This is a genomic window from Ruegeria sp. CF5, assembly GCF_056537325.1.
In genome coordinates this window covers 181,889-201,755 of record NZ_JBQFRI010000002.1, presented here as the reverse complement: position 1 = coordinate 201,755, position 19,867 = coordinate 181,889, and the positions used below count along the sequence as shown (strand labels likewise).

The following is a 19,867-nucleotide window of genomic DNA, read 5'->3' as shown; positions in this document are numbered from 1 at the left end:
GGGGATATTTCCGGCAAGAGGAAGGATCAAGCCCTTTGCGCCATCTGTTCGGCCAGTTTCAGCGCCTCGATCAGACTGGTAGGGTTGGCGATGTTCTGTCCGGCAATATCGAGGGCTGTGCCGTGATCAGGCGAGGTACGGATGAAGGGCAATCCCAGTGTCACGTTTACCCCCCGGTCGAAATCCAGCGTTTTGATCGGGATCAGTGCCTGATCGTGGTACATCGCAATCGCTGCGTCGTATCGCGCCCGGGCTGCTGCGTGAAACATGGTGTCGGCGGGATGAGGGCCGGTCACTGACAGTCCTTCGGCCCGCATGCTTTCAAGCAGGGGGGCGATCCAGTCAATTTCCTCGCTCCCCATCTTGCCGCCTTCACCCGCATGAGGGTTGAGACCGGCAACGGCAATTCGGGGCGTTGGAATGCCGAATTGATCCTGAAGTCCGCGTATCGTGATTTCTGTGGTTTCACGCAGCAGTTCCGGTGTCAGGACTGATGGGACGTCGGACAAGGCGATGTGGATGGTGGCGGGGACGACGCGCAGCTGGTCACTTGCGAGCATCATGACCACGCGCTTTTTCCCGGCCAGAAAGGCAAGGAATTCGGTGTGCCCCGGGTGCGGAAAGCCTGCACCGTCGATCAGCGCCTTCTTGTGAATTGGCGCGGTGCAGACGGCCGAGGCCTTGCCGGACTGAACCAGCGCCACCGCTTTTTCGATGACCTCTATGACAAAGGGTGCGTTTGCCGGGTCCGGTTGACCGGGTTGCGCCGGAGCTGAGAAGGTCAATGGCAGTACGGGCATCGCGTCGGCACAGCACGCGGCGACCTCGGCAGTGTCGTTCACAATTGCGATCGGCGTCGCTGCTGGCAGATGCCGCGGATCGCCAATCCAGACGAAGGGGCAGGTGTCCCGCAACTGCCCCCACGCTTTTGCCGCGATTTCCGGGCCGACGCCTGAGGGCTCCCCGCAGCTCAGTGCGATAGGCGGGGTCATTGTTCGACGATGTGGGCATCCGCGCGCAGCTGTTCCAGCTGGCTTTCGGCGAAGGCTTGCAGGCGCTGCTGAGTCAGGGCGTTGGCGATATCCTGGCGCGATGTTTCCTCGCCCAGATCGCGGGTTCGGTTGCACAGCATCAGGAGAACCAGTGTCTGACCGTTGTTGCGGGTCAGAGTGGTCGAGATTTCGCCCGGATCGAGCTTGCCCAGTTCCAGCGCGATATCGCGGGGAATTTCCGACGGGCTGGCTGAGACCCGGTCGAGAACCTCGGCGGGCTGTTCCTTGGCTATGCCGTAAAGGTCGTCGCAAGTATCAACGGTCGCTATAATCTCGGCGGCTTGCTTGAGCGTTTCCGGGCTGCGACCGCCTGCCATATAGTAGGTTGCGTAGTCGATTTTCGAAAAATTTGGAGCCCCGGTCGAGACTTCGCGCAGGCCACGCATTTGAAACAGCGCCACGGCATTGGGCAGGGTCAGCGGCGACGTGATCTCACCTTTGTTGAGACCAAGGATCACAGGCTGAAGGGCCGGGGGCAAATTGCTGAGCGGCAACCAGTCCAGCCGACCGCCATTGGCCCGGGTGTCGGCCGCGGAATATTGCGCGGCGGCGGCAGAAAACGAGTCGTAATCGGGCAAAAGCGCGATCTCTTCCGCCAGCGCCTCGGCCTGACCCAGCGTTTGTGGGGTTACCGGAATGATGATTTCAGACAGCAGAACCTGCAGGCCGCCACCGCCCGCCTGACCCATAGCGCGGTCGACTTCGGCCTCGGTCGGTCGGGCTTGGGAAATGAAGCGCGCGCTTACGTAGTCGCGCCAGGCCATCTGAATTTTAACAAAATCCCGAACGGTTTCCGTTGCAATGCCTTCGTTGTTCAGAAGCCTCAGGAAGTCCTCGGTCGACAGCTGACCACGGGCGGCAAAGTCGTCGATTCCGACCTGAACGTCTTCGGGCGGGATTTCGATACCGGCATCGCGGATTGCCTGCTGCCGCAGGCGGTCGTCGATCAACGCCTGACGCACCTCGGCCTCGGTCCCGCCCGGTATGCGCAGTATCTGCATAAACTGCAGACGCTGGTCCAGTTCATACCATGTCACGATATCCTGATTGACCCGGATTGCCGGTGAAAACAGGCTTTGAGCGGTGGCAGGCAATGATGTGCACGCAAAAAGAGCTGCGGTCAGCACAGGCATTGCCGGTTTCAGCCAGCGGGAAAGAGTGATCTTTGAGAGTCCTGAGATTAGCTGCATGATTTTTTATACTTCTTGCCACCACCGTTAACGGCATATCCAGTCAGGGCAATGGTAAAGCCGAATTCTGTTGTCGGCTCAATACTCGAGTTGGACGTATAGCGCCGATTCACGTTCATGTTTACTGCTACGCATTCATTTTGATAGGTCAAACCGAATCCGAGCCTGATCGGTTCGGATTCGCTAAGATCGTAGCGTGCACTTGCTCTGGTAAGCCAGTTTTGATTGATCTGATACCGCCCGGCCACGCGGACTTCGGAAATCTCATCCGTCAGCGCCTCATCCGGGTCTTCCTCGAGCCAGACATAGCTGCCTGACAGGCGCACCACTTCGTTCCCCCACGTACTGCGCACTTCTGCCTTGGTAAAATTCATATCACCGTTGAGGATGCCACGGGCGGCCAACGAGAATTTTCTGTTCAGTTTGAGCTGACCGGCCAGCAACAGGTCAGAGGATGTGCTCTGAAGGCCGGATGTCAGGGTGAATTCAGGGTCTGCCTTGTTTCGAAAAACCTGACCGATAGTGGCGAATGCCTCCCAGCCATCGGGATTGTAGCGCGCCCAGTTCAGGCCCACGACGGCGGTTGAGCCGTCTTCGCGATGGTCCTCGGCCGGAAAACGCGAAAGGGACAGTAGGTTGCCCTGATCGAATTCCTGAAAGTTGCTTTCGTCATTGGGCACATCCGTGTTTGTCACGTGTGTCCAGCCGATTTGCGCAATAGGTTCGAGGTGCTGCGTGGCCCCGGACTTTTCGCGTTTCACCATCGGGTATCGGAGCGTAAAGGCCGTTCTTGGAGTGGATCGGGTAATGCGATCCGGAAACTGGCTGTCGTCGCGAATATTGAATGTGTCGACCGAGGCGCCGATCCGCCAGTCTGCACGCAGGCCCGAGTTCCAGATCCAGCTTTTCAGCCATTCCGCGTCAAAGGTTGCCCGCGCGACGTCGCGCCCGATGATGTCCTGATCGCTGGTGCGTTCATGATTGTGCGCGATAAAGCCCAGCCGAACTTCTCCGCCTAACTGAGTGGGAAAATAGCGTTTCCGATAGTCCAGATCGAATACCCGGGATGGGATCAGATCCTGCGGTTCGCGATCGCGCAGGGATTTGTAGTGGATGAATCTGGTGCGGAATGCGGTATCACGTTTGATCCGCTCCAGAGAGATTTCGCTGCGCAGGCGGTCCAGGTCGGGAAGCCCGTAGTCAGCCAGATACGAGTCGTCGGACGTGGCTCGCAGATCGAACCGCAGTTTGAAGTCATTCTTTAGGTTGAACCGTCCACGCGCGAACAGGTAACCGCGATCCTGACCGGGCAGCAGATCATCCTGGGTATAGGCGCCTTCGACGTCGATCCGGCCGTTTCGAAAGGCCTGCCTGTATCGAAAGCCCAATGTCGTTGTTTTGTCCGAGACATAGGGCGTCAGCGTCAGGTCCTTGTGATCGCCAATCTTGAAGAAGTAGGGCACCTGAACGCCGGTTCCCAGCTGCGATGTGGTTCGGATCGACGGAACCAGAAATCCGGTGGCGCGGTCCAGTGTCGGGTCCGGCAAACGCAAAACCGGAAAGTAAAACAGCGGTACGTCCAGAACGCGAAACTGAGCGCCTTCGAAATAAAGCTGCTGTTTGACCTGATCATGCGTAACCTTGCGGGCGCGGATCTGCCAAAGGGGCGGCTTGCCGTTTTCGCAGACATGGCAGGACGTGGCCGTCACTTTGCTGAATTGCGTATAGCGCCCGCCGGCCCGCGTGGCTTGTACGGATGCGATCTGAACCTGCTGTTCAAAAACCAACCGTGCGCTTTTCAGGATGCCGTTCTGAAACCCTGAATCCAGTTCTGCGGAATCCGCGAGCAGGGTCGACGTACCACGTTCGTCAATGCGGATCGGCCCTTCGATCGTCAGTTGGCCGGTTTCTCTGTCATAGGTGATTTTACGGGCCGTTAGTTTTGTTTCGCCCTGATAGGCCTCGACGTTGCCTTCGGCGATCAGCTTGCGCTCTCTGGTGATGAAAACCTTGTCGGCCACCAGCAGGGCCGGCGGGTCTGCTGGTTGTTCGGTTTCGTCACCTGCCGCGCTGCGCGGATTGGCATTCTGCGCGAGGGCAGAAGAGATCGGGGTTACAAACACGACCCCCGACAGCAATAGGGATACCAGCCGCCGCATCATCCATCCTCCGCATGAAGCAGCAGGCCCAGTGACAGCAGGATGGCCGCAACCGGAGGCGCCCAAGCGGCAACCAGAACAGGAAGCTGTCCGTTTTCCCCCAGTATTTGCGCGAAATTGCGGACAAAATAGATCGCGAAACCCAAAAGAACGGCGGTCAGAACGGCAATGCCGGTGCCCCCGAATCTGACGTGGCGCATGGTAAATACCGCTCCGATCAGAACCATTGAAACCAGAAAGAGCGGTCTGGCCAGCTGTACCTGCAGCCATACCTCATATTGCTTGGTGGTGAACCCGGCCTGCCGCAGATCCTTGATGAGTTGGGGCAGGTCGTAGACTGACACCGCGTCTTGCTGCCCCAGTGAATCCAAAATTCTTTCACGCGTCAGCGACGTGGGCAGTTCCAGTTGTTTGTATCGCGTGGCGTTGGCCTCGGGGTTGAGACCATCCTGTAGCGGCCAGGACTTGGCATTCGACAAAATCCACACGCCATCACCAAGGCGTGCCCGGCTCGCGGCGATCTGTCGGGTCGGTTTGCCGTCTGGCGAGAAGGCGGTGATGGTTACACCGTGCAGTTCGAATTCACCCTGATCGCCGGTTCCGGTTGCATGAATCACCGACTGGCCGGATTCGGTTCCCTGCCGCAGCCACAAACCTTCGCGGCTGATGGACAGCGTGGAGCCGCCGCCGTTCAGGTACCCTTCGGAAAGCTTTCGGAATTCTTCCGAGGTGGCCGCCACGATCGGGTTCAAAAGCGCGACGGACAGCGCCCCGATGATCAGAGATACAACAACAGGTGCAATCAGGGCGCGGATACCAGAGCGCCCAATGGCACGGGTCACCACCAGTTCCGAGCTGCGGGCCAATCCGATGAACAGGGCGATGGTGGACAGGATCATTAGCAGCGGCAGCATTTCGCTGACTGCTGCTGGCGTATTCAGGAGGGTCAGCTGGACCAGCTGTCCAAAGCCGAGGTCGGCCTCGTTGAATCGGCGCACCTGTTCGATCAGGTCGATCAGCATGATGAGAGTTAGGAAAACGCCGCCGATCATCAGAAAACTCTGTATGAATCTGCGGGCAAAGTAGCGGTCGAGGATCACCGGGCGACCTCCGCCACATTGCAGTTCGCGGGAATCACAAAACAATCGCTACAGCGGCAAATACTGCGCGACGGCATATGCCTGCCGTATGGTGCCAATGCGATCTCCCCGGAGCCTGCCAGTTATTTTGCGGCGACCATAATCGAATTGTCTGGCGGGGAAAACTGCTATCTGGTCAAGTCGGGCGGGGCAGGCTACCTCTGGTGCAAACAACATTTCTGGAGCAAGCGATGAGCAGTTCGATCCCGATCCGTTTTCAACCGACAGACCTTGATCAGATGGCCACTGCCGAGGGGCGCGTTGCCATTGTGATACCACCCGAGGGCAAGATGGACCCCGGTGCGCGCAGGGCCAACCGGTTGACACGGGGTGCCGTTGCCAGGCTGCTGGAGAGCGAGCGGTTCGAAAAGGCCAAGGCGGGGCAGGTGATCTCGTTGGCGTGGCCGGGCGGAATGGCGGCCGAGGCGCTGGACGTTTTGGTTCTACCGCGTCGTGCCGATAGCGAAGAATGCCGCAAGGCCGGTGCGGCGCTTGCCAAGGCTGCGGGAGCCAAGCCACTTTTGGTCATGGCCGGCAATCAGCCCCGGATCGAAGACCTGGCTGCCGGTATCGCGCTGCGTACCTATGACTTTGATGCGCACAAGACCAAAGAACCGGAAGACCGTGGTGCGGTGACAATCTGTCATAGCAAGCCGGAGGACGCCGAGGCGGCCTTTGCCCCGCTGCAGGCGGTGGCCGAAGGTGTCCACATGACGCGCGATCTGGTCAACGAGCCTGCAAATGTTCTGACCACGACCGAATTCGCCGACCGCCTGAAAGAGATGGAGGCGCTTGGACTGAGGGTCGAGGTGCTGGAAGAGGATAAGCTGGCCGAGCTGGGCATGCGCACATTGCTGAGCGTCGGGCAGGGGTCCGAGAGCCCCTCGAAGGTTGTGGTGATGCACTGGAACGGTGGCGACAAGGATGATGCACCGCTGGCGCTGGTCGGCAAGGGTGTGGTGTTCGATACCGGTGGCATTTCCTTGAAACCGTCGGCCGGCATGGAAGACATGACCATGGATATGGGCGGCGCGGGTGTTGTGGCCGGTACAATGCGGGCGCTGGCGCTGCGTAAGGCCAAGGCAAATGTCGTTGGCCTTGTTGGGCTGGTGGAAAACATGCCGTCGGGAACCGCAACCCGTCCCGGGGATGTGGTTAAGTCGATGAAGGGTGACACCGTTGAGATCATCAACACCGACGCCGAAGGCCGTTTGGTTCTTTGCGACGTCATGTGGTACGCGCAGGAGCGGTTCAACCCCGTCGGCATGATCGATCTGGCAACCCTGACCGGCGCGGTCATCATTGGGCTGGGACACGAGAATGCTGGCGTATTCTCGAACAATGACACCTTTTGCGATGCGTTCCTCAGTGCGGCAAAGACCGAAGGGGAAGGTGCGTGGCGGATGCCGTTGGGCAAGGCCTATGATGATATGCTGAAGTCGCGGATTGCCGACATGAAAAATGTGGGTGGGCGACCGGCCGGGTCGATCACTGCCGCGCAGTTTCTGCAGCGCTTCGTCAAGGAAGAAACGCCGTGGATTCATCTGGACATCGCCGGTGTCGCCTCGGTCTCGTCCGAAACCGCCTATGCGCCCAAGGGGGCAACGGGCTGGGGCGTTCGCGCGCTCAGCCGCATGGTGCAGGATAACTTCGAGCAATAACCATGGGGGCCGTCTATTTCTACCATCTGACCCAACGACCGCTGGAGCAGACCCTGCCGGTCCTGCTGGACAAGGCGCGGCAGGCCGGGTGGCGGATTGCAGTCCGGGGCGTCGATCCCGGGCGGCTGGACTGGCTGGACGAAAAGCTATGGCTGGGACCCGAAGAAGGGTTCCTGCCGCACGGCCGGGCGGGTGGGCCGCATGACCAAATGCAGCCCGTCTTGCTGACGACCGACAAGCAGTCGGCCAATGCGCCTTCGTGCGTGATGGCCATTGATGGTGCCGAGGTCGATCCGGAAGAAGTCACCGCGTTGGAGCGGGTCTGTATTCTGTTCGATGGCACCGACGCGCAGGCCGTCCAACATGCGCGAGGCCAGTGGAAGGCGCTGACGGGTGCGGGATGCGCGGCGCAATACTGGTCCGAGGAATCGGGGCGATGGGAGAAGAAGGCTGAGGCCTGAAAATCGAAACCCGGCAAAGACTTGCAGGAGAAACCTGATATGAAGATGAAGCCTTTGGGCCGCAGCGACATGATGGTGTCCGATTTGTGTCTGGGCACGATGACATTCGGCACGCAGACATCAGAGCCGGTGGCCCATGCGCAGATGGATCTGGCGCTGTCCGCCGGTATCAACTTTGTCGATGCGGCCGAAATGTATCCGGTAAATCCGATTTCGAAAGAGACGATTGGCCGGACCGAAGAAATTCTGGGCAACTGGAATGCGGCAAACCCTTCCCGCCGAGGTGACTATGTTCTGGCGACCAAGCATTCGGGTGCCGGGTTCATGCATGCGCGCGATGGGGCGCCGATTTCAGCAGAGACAATTCCGCAGGCGATTGAGGGCTCTCTGCAGCGGTTAAAAACAGATTACATCGATCTGTACCAGTTCCACTGGCCCAATCGCGGCAGCTATATGTTCAGGCAGAACTGGACCTATGATCCGTCCCGGCAAGATCGGGCGGATACGCTGGCCAATATGGAGGAGTGCCTGGAGGCCCTTCAGCATCAGGTGGACAAGGGCAACATCCGCGCGTTCGGATTGTCGAACGAAAGCGCATGGGGAACGGCGCAATGGTTGCGGTTGGCGGAAGCAAACGGATGGCCGCGCGTCGCGTCGGTGCAGAACGAATACTCGCTTCTGTGCCGGTTCTTTGACACCGACATGGCCGAACTGAGCGTGCACGAGGATGTGGGCCTGATGGCCTTTTCACCTTTGGCGGCGGGATTTCTGACGGGGAAATACCAGAATGATGCGGTGCCTGACGGATCGCGAATGTCATTGGTGCCTGAAATGGGCGGTCGTAAATCTTCTCGTGTTTTCAGCGCTGTCTCGGCTTATCTTGAAGTTGCTGAGCGTCACGGGCTGGACCCGGTTCACATGGCATTGGCGTGGTGCCGAACACGGCCCTTTATGATGTCGGCCATCTTTGGTGCGACAACGCTTGCGCAGTTGGAGCACGTTCTGGAGGGAGCCGGAATGGAGCTGTCCCAGGACGTGCTGGCCGAGATCACTGCAGCCCACCGGGCGCATCCGATGCCCTTTTGAGGGCATCGCGGCAGGCCGCGATTCCCCCAAGTATTTGCAAACCGAAAAAGTGTCAGTGGTGCGTGGGTTGCCGGCGATCCTGTCGCAGGTCGCGAGCTGACAGACCATGGGTGGTGCGGAAAGCGCGGGCAAAACTTGATTGTGAAGTGAAGCCCGTGGCCAGCGCGACCTCCATCAGCGGCATGTCGGTGTCGGCAACAAGGCGGCGGGCCTCGGCCAGACGCAGTTGCAGATAGTGGTCCTGTGGTGTGGTGTCGAGGCGCAGGCGGAATTGCTGTTGCAGGGTCCGGGGACTGGTGCCCAAAGTGTTGGCAATTTCCGCAAGCGGCATAGGATCGTCCAGCGCCGCCTCCATCAGTTTGTTTGCCTTTGCTGTCAGTGCGTTGTGACGGTGCGGCGCGCCGGTGCGGCTTTGCGGTTTTGTAGGCTCGGGTGCGCCGTCGTAAAGAAAAAGGCCGGATACACGGGCGGCAAAGCCTGCTCCGTGGCGGGCGGCAATGATGTGCAGCATCATTTCAATCGCCGGTATCGCACCTCCGGAGGTCAGCCGGTTTTCAGAGACGGTGAAACGATCGGGCAGGACGGTGACATCGGGAAAGCGGCCGGCGAAATTGTCCAGATCCTCCCAGTGGGTGGTTGCGGTATGACCGTTCAGCAGCCCTGCCTCAGCCAGCAGCCAGGGGCCGCCGTCTATTCCAGCCATCGTGGCGCCTGTGGCGGCGATGCGGCGCAGTCCGGCAAGCAGGCTGGGGGTGGCGTGGCGAGCCAGGTGAAACCCTGCCACAACGATCATGAGTTCACAGGAGTCTACCCGAGCCAGCGGAATGCCCGGAACGGTCAGGGCGCTGGTCAGTTGCGCGGGCTCCGCGGTGGCGGTCACATAGTCCCAATCAAAGGCGGGACGGTCGGCCAGCCGGTTCGCCGCACGCATAGGGTCAACGGCGGACGCGAAACTGAGCGTGTTGCAATCGTCCAGCACCAGCACCGCCGTTTTAAGGGCGCGGTGTTCCGGCTGGAGTATGTTTTTTGCGGATTTCATCAAGTTCGATTCGCATTCTGACAAGTTGTTTCCCTAAGGCTGCGCCAGAGTCGATCGCGAAGCAAATCGGAATCCGGGGAGAAGCCTGGGGAAAACTCTGGGCGAATCCGGGTATAACTTGGGGAAAACGTCATGCCTCTGGAAATGAACCGCGAAGTCTTTATCACCTGCGCCGTCACCGGCTCGGGCGGAACGCAGGATCGCAGCCCGCATGTGCCGCGCTCGCCCCAGCAGATCGCCGATAGCGCGATTGCTGCCGCCAAAGCCGGCGCGGCGGTGGTGCATTGCCATGTGCGCGACCCGGAAACCGGTGCGCCCAGCCGTCGGCTGGACCTCTATCGCGAGGTGACCGACCGTATCCGCGATGCGGAGGTCGATGTGGTGTTGAACCTGACCGCGGGCATGGGCGGCGACATTGTATTTGGCGGGGTCGAGAGCCCGTTCCCGGTGAATGAAGCGGCTACCGACATGATCGGTGCCTCCGAGCGCGTCGCGCATATCGCGGAGTGCCTGCCCGAGATTTGTACGCTGGATTGCGGCACCATGAACTTTGCCGAGGCCGACTATGTGATGACCAACACGCCCGGCGCGTTGCGGGCGATGGGGCAGATGATGACCGATCTTGGCGTGAAGCCCGAGATCGAGGCGTTCGACACCGGCCATCTGTGGTTTGCAAAGCAACTGGTGAAAGAGGGTATTCTGGAGCCCAACGCACTGGTGCAGCTTTGCATGGGTGTGCCGTGGGGCGCGCCGGATGATCTGAACACCTTCATGGCAATGGTGAACAACGTGCCCGATGACTGGACCTTCAGCGCGTTTGCCCTCGGGCGCAACCAGATGGCATTTGCCGCAGCATCAGTTCTGGCCGGTGGCAACGTACGTGTAGGGCTGGAAGACAATCTGTGGCTGGACAAGGGCGTTCTGGCCGAGAACTGGCAACTGGTCGAGCGGGCGAACACCGTGGTTTCGAACATGGGCGCGCGGGTGATCGGCCCGCAGGAAGTTCGCGAAAAGCTGGGTCTGACCAAGCGGGCGCCGGTGGCGAAATAAACCAATCCCACGGGGGAAATTGGGGGCCAGCCCCCAAACCCCCGGGATATTTTGGGCAAGAGGAAGAACCGGGCGGTTCTCAGAGGAATTCGGATGCAAACAGCAGCAATCATCGGTGGTGGTGTGATCGGCGGCGGATGGGCCGCGCGGTTTTTGCTTAGTGGCTGGGATGTACGGGTTTTTGACCCGGACCCAGAGGCCGAGCGCAAGATTGGCGAGGTGCTGGATAATGCACGCCGGTCGCTGCCGGGGCTGAGCGACGTCCCGCTGCCACCGGAAGGCACGCTGAGCTTTCATGACGATATGGCGGATGCGGTTCGGGGCGCTGTCTGGATTCAGGAGAGCGTGCCGGAGCGGCTGGATCTGAAGCTGAAGGTTTACAAGGGCTTGCAGGAAGCTTGTGAACCGGATGCGATCATTGGTTCCTCCACCAGCGGGTTCAAGCCGTCGGAGTTGCAGGAAGGCGCGCTTCGCCCGGAACAGATTGTGGTGACGCACCCGTTCAACCCGGTTTACCTGTTGCCACTGATCGAACTGGTGCCAACCGACAGGAATGCACCCGAGTTGGTTGAACGCGCCAAGGAACTGCTAACCTCGGTCGGGTTCTTCCCGCTGCATATCAAGAAAGAAATCGACGCACATATTGCTGACCGGTTCCTCGAGGCGGTCTGGCGCGAGGCGCTGTGGCTGGTAAGTGACGGCATTGCCACGACCGAAGAGGTGGACGAGGCAATCCGCATGGGATTCGGCATCCGTTGGGCGCAGATGGGTCTGTTTGAAACCTATCGCGTCGCCGGGGGCGAGGCCGGGATGCGGCACTTCATGGCGCAGTTTGGCCCGGCGCTGAAATGGCCCTGGACCAAGCTGATGGATGTGCCCGAGTTCACCGACGAACTGGTGGATCTGATTGCGGACCAGTCGGACGCGCAATCCGGGATGCATTCGATCCGCGAGTTGGAGCGTATTCGGGACAACAACCTGGTCGGAATGATGCGCGCGCTCAAGAAGCAGGATTATGGCGCGGGTGCGGTTCTGAACCAGCATGACACGCGGTTGCGCGCCGGTGCATTGCCCACACTTGACGAGGCTGATCTGAGCCAGCCGATCCTGACGCTTGCACGCGCAGTTCCGCTGGATTGGACCGATTACAACGGGCATATGAACGAGGCCAAGTATCTGGAAGCCTTTTCGCTGGCCACGGACCGGTTCATGGAAATCATCGGATGTGATGCGGAGTATATCGCGTCGGGTGGCAGTTACTTTACCGCCGAAAACCATATCCGCTATCTGGATGAGGCCCATGCCGGGTCGAAAATCGAAGTGCGGACCCAGATGCTGTTGGGTGAAGGTAAAAAACTGCACCTTTTCCACAGCATGTTTGAGGGCGACAAGCTGCTGGCCACGACCGAGAGCTTTTTGCTGCATGTCAGTCTGGAAACCCGTCAGTCCAGCCCACCTTCGGCAGACATCCTGACTGCGCTTGCGCGGATCACCGAAGCACAGGCCGCGTTGCCTTATCCAGAAGGGGCGGGCCGCGCGATCCGGAGGCCGGCGTGAACCAACGCGTACTGATCACCGCCGGTGCTTCGGGTGTCGGTCGGGCGATGGCCGAAGCCTTTGATGCGTCAGGGGCTTCGGTATGGGTCGCGGACGTGGACAACGAGGCTCTGAAAGCGTGCCCCGGACACTGGCAGCAGTCTGTTGCCGATGTCTCGGACGAAACACAGGTTGCCGCGCTGTTTGCCGAGGTTGAGGCGACATGGGGTGGATTGGATGCACTCTGCGCCAATGCCGGGGTCGCGGGGCCCACGGCTCAGGTTGAGGATGTGGAACTGGACGATTGGCGGTCCTGCCTGTCGGTCAATCTGGAAGGTGCATTTCTGTGCTCGAAATACGCGGCCCGGATATTGAAGCGTCAGGGCAGTGGAAGCGTGATCATCACATCCTCTACCGCCGGTCAGTACGGGTATCCCAATCGGTCGCCCTATGCGGCGGCTAAATGGGGGATGGTCGGGCTGGGAAAAACTCTGGCCATGGAATTGGGGCCGCATGGCGTCCGGTGCAACGTGATTTGTCCCGGAGCTGTGGAAGGCCCCCGCATGGAGGGTGTTCTGCAGCGGGAAGCGGCAGCGAAGGGTATGACCCGTGATCAGGTCTATGACGGCTATGCATCCGGCACGTCGATGGGGCGTTTCGTCGAGGGGCGGGACATTGCCAATATGGCCGTGTTCCTTGCATCTGACGCGGCGCGTCTGGTGTCAGGGCAGGTGATCGCGGTGGACGGGCATACGGTGAACCCGGATCCGAAAGTTTAGATTGAGTGACCCGGCCCGTTCAGGGGCCGGGTGCACGGATCATCCCTGATTGGGGCCGCGAATCTGGCGGATTGCGCGGCGCACCGCTTCCCAATCCTGTGCTTCGCTCGCGTTTCCGGCAGCCTCGCATTCGCGCATTTTCTGGGCCGCTTCAGCCTCGGCCTTGTCGCCGTGTGCGGTATAGAGCGCCCGCGCATACTCTGCGGTCTTGAGTGCGTCCATTCCTTTGATCCTCCGTTTCTGTTCCGAGTGGATGGATGTGGCAAGGGTTCGCGCCCGAGGACTATACTACAAGACCGTTCACTCTGCACGTCAGACGGTATCAGGGTTGGGTTATGGCTGCCCGAAGCTGTGTCAGGTGGGCGGGTAAATGTCTGGCCGTCAGATCAGCTTCGCGTACTAACGTATCGAAATGACGGGTAAAAACCTCGACCCGATCCCTGTCCCTAAACGCCATGTAGTGGCTGCCTGCGTAAAAGACGCACAGCAACGGCCCAAAGATCGTGACCGGAGCCGAATACAGGCGTTTGGCGTCGAACAGATAGATGCGCAGGCGGGGATAAAGCTGTTCGCACAGGGCCAGCAGGTGATCGATCTGTTCCAGCCGTACATCCAGCGGAAGGCCATTGTAATAGCCGGTCGCGTTGGCAAAACTGTCGAGTTCGAACAAGGGCATGGCAATCTCGTAATCAGATTGTGCGCTGCGCATCCATGCAAGCCGGTCTTCTGACGCCCTGATTGCCTGATCGGCGGTTCTGCCCAGATGCGGAGTGTATTCCCATTCCAGAACCGCACGTGTCTTGAGCATGTCGGGCAGGGTGGCCGGGACATAACGGATCTTGTAGCCCGCGGCCTGTTGATGCCATTCGAATATCTTTTCATCGACCAGCGCGCGTGGCGCTTCGGTCATGGTTAGCGAACTGGCCAAGAGTTCCGCCGCACTTTCCGGACGATCCGAGATGCTGAGCAGCCAGTCGGCGGATACGCCAAGCGTTTCTGCACAACTGCCGATCACATGCGCATTCGGCAGGCGCGCACCGTCGTCTGTCAGCAATTGGGAGACCGTTGATCGGTCAACTCCGATACTGCGGGCAAGGGCGCTTTGGCTGACATGCCGTTCTTCCATTGCGCGCGCCAGTCGCAGGCGAAATTGTGCCGCGCGGACACGTTTGTCGATTCTGTCCAACATGTGGTGATAAATATCACCTTTGCTGAGTTTTGTTAATCATATTCAGAATTCTCAACGCCCCGGTTGGCGCGTAACACTTGTTTTACAACAAGAAAAAAATAGGGGTCCGGAATGGAAACGCGGCAAAGATCAGTCGTGAAAGCAATCGTTTGGAATGTGATGGGTTTGGCAATGATGACCCTTGTGGGTCTGATTGCCACCGGTTCTGCCGCAGTTGGCGGAACGCTGGCCCTTGTAAATACAGCCATCGGCCTGACCATGTACATCGTGTACGAGCGTGTCTGGGCAAGCATCAGCTGGGGGCGCAATGTCTGAGCGCCCTGTGCATAACACCCCAGAGTGGGGCACCTTTCTGCTGATCATTGCCTGCTATGCCGCGTGGTTGCTGGTGGCCTTCTGGCTGCCGGCCATCGGTTTGTGGCTGGCCATTCCCGTCATGGGGTTGGTTGCGGCCCTGCATTCGTCGCTGACGCATGAGGCGCTGCATGGGCATCCGTTTCGGACGAAATGGATCAACGAAGCGTTGATGGCTTTGCCCCTGACACTTTGCATTCCCTACAACCGGTTTCGCGACCTGCATCTGGCCCACCACCGGGATTCCAACCTGACCGATCCTTATGACGATCCCGAGTCAAACTATCTTGATCCGGTGGTCTGGAATTCTCTGCCAGGGTGGAAAAAAGCGCTGTATGCCGCCAACAACACTCTGCTGGGGCGCATGGTTCTTGGGCCTGCCATAGGGCAAGTGGCGTTTTTCAGGGACGAATGGCGCGGTGCGATCCGCGGGGATCGTGACATCCTGCTTGCCTGGGCATTGCACATGCCGGGCGTGGTGGTGGTGCTGTGGATCGTCGCACAAACAGCCATGCCGATCTGGGCGTTTGTCGTATCCGCGTATATCGGTCTTGGTCTGGTCAAGATCCGCACCTTCCTTGAACATCGCGCGCATGAAAAGGTGCGCGGTCGCACGGTCGTTGTTGAAGATCGAGGTCTGCTGGCTTTTCTGTTTTTGAACAACAACCTGCACGTCGTTCATCACATGAATCCCAACGCCCCTTGGTACCGTTTGCCTGCACTTTATCGCGAAGGCAAGGAACGTTACCTGACCTGCAACGAGGCCTATGTCTATCGCTCGTATGGCGAGATTTTCCGCCGCTATTTCTGGCGGGCCAAGGACCCGGTTGCACATCCTCTCTGGCCAAAGGGTTGATTTGACGACAAAAGGGAAGCCATGAGTTTATGGATTCCCGTCACCATCGCAGCCGCACTGTTTCAAACGGTGCGGTTTATGCTTCAGAAATCGCTAAGTACCGTCAAACTGTCCGCCGCCGGTGCAACCTTTGCGCGGTTTGCCTATTCAGCACCGCTGGCGATGCTGGGGCTAATAGTGGTTCTGAGCACAGGTGATATGGATTTGCCGCCGCTGTCTGCGCGGTTCTGGCTGTTTGCGGCGATCGGCGGTACAGCACAGATCCTTGCCACCATCTGTGTGGTTGCCCTGTTCAAACAGCGAAACTTCGCGGTCGGTATCACCTTTAAGAAAACCGAAGTCATCCAGACCGCCATAGTCGGCTTTCTGATTTTGGGCGACAGCATTTCACTGGGGGCATTTGCCGCCATTCTTCTTGGGCTGCTGGCCGTTCTGCTTTTGTCGAAAACGCCGGGAGGCGACGGCGTTTGGTGGCGGCACCTGACCAATCGCGCTTCGCAATTGGGGCTTGGTTCGGGCGTCCTGTTCGCTTTCTCTGCGGTCAGCTATCGTGGGGCGTCCCTCCAACTGGGTGATATCGATGCTTGGTTTCGGGCATTGGTGACCCTAGCGGCGGTGACCTCTTTCCAGCTGCTCAGCATGGGGCTGTGGTTGCTATGGCGGGATCGCGCCGAACTGCGCGCGGTCTGGGACACGCGCCGCACCGGGGTCTTTGTCGGCCTGACCAGTCTTGGCGGGTCCTTCTGCTGGTTTCTGGCGTTCACCTTGCAGAATGCAGCTTATGTCAAGGCGGTGGGGCAAGTGGAGCTGATCTTTAGCCTCATGGCCTCAACCCTGGTGTTCAGGGAATCCATCACCAGGCGCGAGATCGCAGGGATCGCGCTGCTGGGCCTGTCTATTCTGGTGCTTGTTCTGGCGATTTAACCCGCGCGGCGCTCATCAAAGCTGAGGGCGATAAAGCTGGGCAGATGATCACCCATGCCAACCACACCGCCACCACCGTTATCGTTTCGATCCCGGTTGCGGCCTCTGGGTTCTTTGCCTTTGGTGCCTTCGGCGGTCTTTCGGGTCCTCGGTGCTTTTTCCGGCTTGGCGGCTTTGTCAGACTTGGACGTGCCGGATTTGGGCGCGTCGGCCTTCTTTTCTTCTTCCTTCACCGGGTTTTCCAGACGGGGGATGACCTTCTGGATCAGCTTTTCAATCGCGTCCAGCGCCTTTTCATCCCGCGGCGAGCAGATGGTGATGGCCTTGCCCTCACGTCCGGCCCGACCTGTGCGGCCAATGCGATGCACGTAATCCTCGGCGTGGCCGGGAACGTCGAAGTTAAAGACGTGGCTGACAGACGGAATGTCCAGACCGCGCGCGGCCACGTCCGAAGCGACCAGCAGGCGCAATGTTCCGTCGCGGAATCCGTCCAGTGTTTTCATGCGCTGCGACTGATCGAGGTCGCCGTGGATCGCAGCGGCGTTATAGCCATATTTCTTAAGCGATTTCATGCAGATATCGACATCGCTTTTGCGATTGCAAAAGATGATGGCGTTGGTGCATTTGTCGCCTTCGGCATCAATCAACGCCCGCAAAGCCTTGCGCTTGAGGCTGGCCTCACGATCACGGCGTCCGGCCTTGAACATCACGACACCCTGTTCGATGGTTTCCGAGGCAGTCGCCTGTCGCGCAACCTCGATCCGTTCCGGGGCGGACAGGAATGTGTCGGTGATCCTTTCGATCTCGGGCGCCATGGTGGCCGAGAAGAACAGGGTTTGACGTGTAAACGGCGTCAGCGAGAAGATGCGTTCGATATCCGGGATAAAACCCATGTCGAGCATGCGGTCGGCTTCGTCCACCACCATGATCTGAACACCTGTCAGCAGCAGCTTACCGCGTTCGAAATGATCCAGCAGGCGACCCGGCGTGGCGATCAGGACATCAACGCCCCGGTCGATCAGCGCGTCCTGTTCCTTGAAACTGACGCCACCGATCAGCAGCGCCTTTGTCAGTTTCAGATGCTTGGCGTAGGTGTCGAAGTTTTCCGCCACCTGTGCCGCCAGTTCCCGCGTCGGGCACAGTACCAGCGAGCGCGGCATGCGTGCTCGCGCGCGTCCCCGTGCCAGCAGGGTAATCATCGGTAGCGTAAAGCTTGCAGTCTTGCCCGTTCCGGTCTGAGCGATCCCCAGAACATCGCGCCCTTCAAGGGCCGGAGGGATTGCGCCTTCCTGAATTGGGGTGGGTGTTTCGTAGCCGGATTCCTCAATGGCTTTGAGGACCTTCGGGTTCAGGTTCAGTTCGTTAAATTTTGTCATGTATGTCCGGTTCATGCGGACACTGACCTGGCCCGCGCGTCTGAAAAGTGCCGGGCCCGGATGGCCATGCGCCCCATGCGCGTTTCGGCTTGGGCGGGACATAACAAAAACGTGGAGCAGGGTCAAATGAAGACCACTTAACCTGATTGGCATCGCCTCTGTTTACGATTTTTCGCAACAATTCAGACGCTTTCGGGAAAGTGTTTCGCCACTTTCCGGTCCAGATTCAGCGGCCTGTGCCGGATCATGCCGAGGTCCTCAAGCCGGGTGCGGACGTCTGGATTGGCACCGCTGATCTCATCGTAGAATTTGCGCAAACCCGCCTCACCGCCGTCTTCTTCGATCCCGGTGAGAAGTTCGTGCATGTTCAGCCCACCGGATTCGCGCGGGACATTGGGGGCCATATCAGCCTGATAGGATCCGAGCGTCAGACGGAACCGGTAATGCGCCAGCCAATGATCCCAGTCAGGAGCGTGCCGATGGCACAGGTCTACCTGCGGCAATTCGGTGTCGCAGGGCAAGGGCTGTCTGAACTGGTACAGATTGTGGATGCGAAAGCTCAGCTTCGGCAATCCGGTTCGGGCGATCAGTTTGCCCTGAAGGTGGCTGAAAAAGCCGCCCCGAACAAACTCACCGTAATTTGGATAGATCGACTGAACCAGCGCCGCACGTTCGGGTCCGGCTGGAATGAAGGCTTTGTACAGATCCTCACCGCCCGCCAGGGCCTCTACCGGGCGAGTCCGAACGGCTGGGACTTCGGGAGGCACGGCGGCCAGAAGGTCGGTTATGGGGGTCAGGGGCCACAGAAATTCGTCGATGTCGATATGGGTCAGCCAGTCCAGATCGGTGTTCCGATAGGTGAACGTGGCGTTATCGGTCTGGCGAACCTGATGTTTTTCCGGACGTTTGCGTCGTCGGCTGTCCCAATAGGCATCGTCGCAGATGCGCACGTGGATTTTGGGATGGGCGCGCAGCGCATCGAACGCCTGTTGGTTGGGCTCGTCCAAGTACAGGTACATCCGGTCTACGCCCATTTCCAGGTGATAGGCCGCGAATTTCAGGATGTCTGGGGCCTGTCCGCGGATTGTCGACACGATGCCCCATGTCGGGGTGGTCACGCGGTCCTGGGGGGCTGATGGGGCTTGGGTCATCGTGACGGGGTCTGTTTTGGGGCTGTGCCGAATTGTGATACAATCGCGCCACTTTAATCAGTTCATACCTTTGTTTTTAAGGAGATTACAATGACACGTATCGTACCTGCCTCGTGGATGCCGGACGTTGAGATGGATCGTATTCACCTGCATTGGACCGCCGGAGCGCATCGTGCCAACAGTGTCGACAAGAAAGCCTATCATATTCTGGTGGAAGGCGATGGAGAGCTTGTGCGCGGAACCCGTTCAATTTCCGACAACGCACGCCCCATGAGCTCCAACTATGCCCGCCACACCAAGGGTGCAAATACCGCGGCGATCGGGGTGTCGCTGTGCTGCATGGCAGGTGCCAGGCGGTCTCCGTTCGATGCGGGTTCGCATCCCATGACACAGGTCCAATGGGATCGGGCCATGTTGGTTGTGGCGGATCTAGCCGAGAAATACGGGATCATTGTGACGCCAACGAAGATTTTGACTCATGCCGAAGTCGAGCCGAACCTGAATGTTCCTCAGAACAACAAGTGGGATATCATCCGACTGGCTTTTGACCCTTCGGTTGTCGGGCATCGTGAAGTGGGCGAATTGCTGCGCTCCAGCGTGGCGGCCGAGATGGACGATGGCCCCAACCACTCCGTTGACGACATGCCGGCCGAGATGAAGGCGCCTCGCTACCGCGTGTCGGGTGTAGCGCCCGCACATCTGAATTTCCGCAGGTCGCCCGGCGGTGAAAAGGTCGGCGCATTGCCCGAGCGTACAATCGTGGAGCGTCTGGGTGTTGACGGCGCGTGGTGGCGCGTCCGCACCCGGCAGGGGTTTGTAGGCTACGTTTATTCTACGTTTCTGAAGGCAATTGATCCTTAAACGG

19 protein-coding genes are annotated in these 19,867 nt (G+C 59.2%); 10 read left to right on the top strand and 9 right to left on the bottom strand.

The window, feature by feature from the left end; translation table 11 throughout:
- Positions 1-26: 26 nt before the first annotated feature.
- From pdxA to lptG, 4 genes are read right to left on the bottom strand one after another with little or no spacing between them, the layout of a single operon-like run.
- The gene (gene pdxA, locus ACR0NW_RS07215) at positions 27-992 is read right to left on the bottom strand and encodes a 4-hydroxythreonine-4-phosphate dehydrogenase PdxA (RefSeq protein WP_480449794.1); all 966 of its coding nucleotides are present in this window, start codon (positions 990-992) and stop codon (positions 27-29) included.
- Positions 989-2,242, bottom strand: a complete 1,254-nt coding sequence (locus tag ACR0NW_RS07210; RefSeq protein ID WP_170652169.1) for a peptidylprolyl isomerase — start codon at positions 2,240-2,242, stop codon at positions 989-991. Before ACR0NW_RS07210 ends, pdxA begins: the two co-directional genes overlap by 4 nt.
- Entirely contained in the window at positions 2,233-4,401 is a 2,169-nt protein-coding gene (locus tag ACR0NW_RS07205; protein ID WP_480449793.1) for an LPS-assembly protein LptD, read from the bottom strand. The genes ACR0NW_RS07210 and ACR0NW_RS07205 overlap by 10 nt, the downstream gene beginning before the upstream one ends.
- Positions 4,401-5,501, bottom strand: a complete 1,101-nt coding sequence (lptG, locus tag ACR0NW_RS07200) for an LPS export ABC transporter permease LptG (protein WP_480449792.1) — start codon at positions 5,499-5,501, stop codon at positions 4,401-4,403. Before lptG ends, ACR0NW_RS07205 begins: the two co-directional genes overlap by 1 nt.
- A gap of 230 nt (positions 5,502-5,731) precedes the next feature.
- On the opposite strand from lptG, the gene ACR0NW_RS07195 reads away from it, so the two are divergent.
- From ACR0NW_RS07195 to ACR0NW_RS07185, 3 genes are read left to right on the top strand one after another with little or no spacing between them, the layout of a single operon-like run.
- A complete protein-coding gene (locus ACR0NW_RS07195) occupies positions 5,732-7,201 on the top strand; it encodes a leucyl aminopeptidase (protein ID WP_480449791.1) in 1,470 nt (489 codons plus the stop codon).
- 2 nt (positions 7,202-7,203) lie between these two features.
- Positions 7,204-7,662, top strand: coding sequence for a DNA polymerase III subunit chi (locus ACR0NW_RS07190; protein WP_480449790.1), 459 nt, complete (start codon positions 7,204-7,206; stop codon positions 7,660-7,662).
- 39 nt (positions 7,663-7,701) lie between these two features.
- Entirely contained in the window at positions 7,702-8,748 is a 1,047-nt protein-coding gene (locus ACR0NW_RS07185) for an aldo/keto reductase (protein ID WP_480449789.1), read from the top strand.
- Positions 8,749-8,800: 52 nt separating this feature from the next.
- On the opposite strand, the gene ACR0NW_RS07180 is transcribed toward ACR0NW_RS07185, so the two are convergent.
- A complete protein-coding gene (locus ACR0NW_RS07180; protein WP_480449788.1) occupies positions 8,801-9,787 on the bottom strand; it encodes a GlxA family transcriptional regulator in 987 nt (328 codons plus the stop codon).
- 132 nt (positions 9,788-9,919) lie between these two features.
- On the opposite strand from ACR0NW_RS07180, the gene bcoG reads away from it, so the two are divergent.
- From bcoG to ACR0NW_RS07165, 3 genes are all read left to right on the top strand, one after another.
- Positions 9,920-10,837 carry a 3-dehydrocarnitine:acetyl-CoA trimethylamine transferase BcoG gene (gene bcoG / locus ACR0NW_RS07175; RefSeq protein WP_170652183.1) on the top strand — a complete coding sequence of 306 codons (918 nt, stop codon included), beginning with the start codon at positions 9,920-9,922 and terminating at the stop codon, positions 10,835-10,837.
- 93 nt (positions 10,838-10,930) lie between these two features.
- The gene (locus ACR0NW_RS07170; protein WP_480449787.1) at positions 10,931-12,394 is read left to right on the top strand and encodes a carnitine 3-dehydrogenase; all 1,464 of its coding nucleotides are present in this window, start codon (positions 10,931-10,933) and stop codon (positions 12,392-12,394) included.
- A complete protein-coding gene (locus ACR0NW_RS07165; protein ID WP_480449786.1) occupies positions 12,391-13,152 on the top strand; it encodes an SDR family oxidoreductase in 762 nt (253 codons plus the stop codon). The genes ACR0NW_RS07170 and ACR0NW_RS07165 overlap by 4 nt, the downstream gene beginning before the upstream one ends.
- A 39-nt stretch (positions 13,153-13,191) precedes the next feature.
- On the opposite strand, the gene ACR0NW_RS07160 is transcribed toward ACR0NW_RS07165, so the two are convergent.
- Positions 13,192-13,374 (bottom strand): hypothetical protein, encoded by a 183-nt coding sequence (locus ACR0NW_RS07160; protein ID WP_170652189.1) that lies wholly within the window; start codon positions 13,372-13,374, stop codon positions 13,192-13,194.
- 100 nt (positions 13,375-13,474) lie between these two features.
- Positions 13,475-14,341, bottom strand: a complete 867-nt coding sequence (locus tag ACR0NW_RS07155) for a helix-turn-helix domain-containing protein (protein ID WP_480449785.1) — start codon at positions 14,339-14,341, stop codon at positions 13,475-13,477.
- 111 nt (positions 14,342-14,452) lie between these two features.
- Between ACR0NW_RS07155 and ACR0NW_RS07150 the strand changes: the two genes are divergently transcribed.
- From ACR0NW_RS07150 to ACR0NW_RS07140, 3 genes are read left to right on the top strand one after another with little or no spacing between them, the layout of a single operon-like run.
- A complete protein-coding gene (locus ACR0NW_RS07150) occupies positions 14,453-14,656 on the top strand; it encodes a DUF2061 domain-containing protein (RefSeq protein WP_480449784.1) in 204 nt (67 codons plus the stop codon).
- Positions 14,649-15,551, top strand: a complete 903-nt coding sequence (locus ACR0NW_RS07145; RefSeq protein WP_480449783.1) for a fatty acid desaturase — start codon at positions 14,649-14,651, stop codon at positions 15,549-15,551. Before ACR0NW_RS07150 ends, ACR0NW_RS07145 begins: the two co-directional genes overlap by 8 nt.
- A 21-nt stretch (positions 15,552-15,572) precedes the next feature.
- Positions 15,573-16,475, top strand: a complete 903-nt coding sequence (locus ACR0NW_RS07140; RefSeq protein WP_480449782.1) for an EamA family transporter — start codon at positions 15,573-15,575, stop codon at positions 16,473-16,475.
- Here the strand turns inward: ACR0NW_RS07140 and ACR0NW_RS07135 are convergent.
- Positions 16,472-17,851, bottom strand: coding sequence for a DEAD/DEAH box helicase (locus tag ACR0NW_RS07135; protein WP_480449781.1), 1,380 nt, complete (start codon positions 17,849-17,851; stop codon positions 16,472-16,474). The genes ACR0NW_RS07140 and ACR0NW_RS07135 overlap by 4 nt on opposite strands.
- A gap of 182 nt (positions 17,852-18,033) precedes the next feature.
- On the bottom strand, positions 18,034-19,002 hold the full coding sequence (locus ACR0NW_RS07130) for a glycosyltransferase family 2 protein (RefSeq protein WP_480449780.1): 969 nt from the start codon (positions 19,000-19,002) through the stop codon (positions 18,034-18,036).
- A 90-nt stretch (positions 19,003-19,092) separates the two neighbouring features.
- On the opposite strand from ACR0NW_RS07130, the gene ACR0NW_RS07125 reads away from it, so the two are divergent.
- On the top strand, positions 19,093-19,863 hold the full coding sequence (locus tag ACR0NW_RS07125) for an N-acetylmuramoyl-L-alanine amidase (RefSeq protein ID WP_480449779.1): 771 nt from the start codon (positions 19,093-19,095) through the stop codon (positions 19,861-19,863).
- The last annotated feature ends 4 nt before the right edge of the window (positions 19,864-19,867 follow it).

Coding starts and splice junctions, on each gene's coding strand:
- ACR0NW_RS07195 (WP_480449791.1), top strand. CDS start 5,732: ATGAGCAGTTCGATCCCGATCCGTTTTCAACCGACAGACCTTGATCAG.
- bcoG (WP_170652183.1), top strand. CDS start 9,920: ATGCCTCTGGAAATGAACCGCGAAGTCTTTATCACCTGCGCCGTCACC.
- ACR0NW_RS07170 (WP_480449787.1), top strand. CDS start 10,931: ATGCAAACAGCAGCAATCATCGGTGGTGGTGTGATCGGCGGCGGATGG.
- pdxA (WP_480449794.1), bottom strand. CDS start 992: ATGACCCCGCCTATCGCACTGAGCTGCGGGGAGCCCTCAGGCGTCGGC.
- ACR0NW_RS07125 (WP_480449779.1), top strand. CDS start 19,093: ATGACACGTATCGTACCTGCCTCGTGGATGCCGGACGTTGAGATGGAT.
- ACR0NW_RS07150 (WP_480449784.1), top strand. CDS start 14,453: ATGGAAACGCGGCAAAGATCAGTCGTGAAAGCAATCGTTTGGAATGTG.
- ACR0NW_RS07160 (WP_170652189.1), bottom strand. CDS start 13,374: ATGGACGCACTCAAGACCGCAGAGTATGCGCGGGCGCTCTATACCGCA.
- ACR0NW_RS07145 (WP_480449783.1), top strand. CDS start 14,649: ATGTCTGAGCGCCCTGTGCATAACACCCCAGAGTGGGGCACCTTTCTG.
- ACR0NW_RS07185 (WP_480449789.1), top strand. CDS start 7,702: ATGAAGATGAAGCCTTTGGGCCGCAGCGACATGATGGTGTCCGATTTG.
- ACR0NW_RS07130 (WP_480449780.1), bottom strand. CDS start 19,002: ATGACCCAAGCCCCATCAGCCCCCCAGGACCGCGTGACCACCCCGACA.
- ACR0NW_RS07135 (WP_480449781.1), bottom strand. CDS start 17,851: ATGACAAAATTTAACGAACTGAACCTGAACCCGAAGGTCCTCAAAGCC.
- ACR0NW_RS07190 (WP_480449790.1), top strand. CDS start 7,204: ATGGGGGCCGTCTATTTCTACCATCTGACCCAACGACCGCTGGAGCAG.
- ACR0NW_RS07155 (WP_480449785.1), bottom strand. CDS start 14,341: ATGTTGGACAGAATCGACAAACGTGTCCGCGCGGCACAATTTCGCCTG.
- ACR0NW_RS07205 (WP_480449793.1), bottom strand. CDS start 4,401: ATGCGGCGGCTGGTATCCCTATTGCTGTCGGGGGTCGTGTTTGTAACC.
- ACR0NW_RS07210 (WP_170652169.1), bottom strand. CDS start 2,242: ATGCAGCTAATCTCAGGACTCTCAAAGATCACTCTTTCCCGCTGGCTG.
- ACR0NW_RS07180 (WP_480449788.1), bottom strand. CDS start 9,787: ATGAAATCCGCAAAAAACATACTCCAGCCGGAACACCGCGCCCTTAAA.
- ACR0NW_RS07140 (WP_480449782.1), top strand. CDS start 15,573: ATGAGTTTATGGATTCCCGTCACCATCGCAGCCGCACTGTTTCAAACG.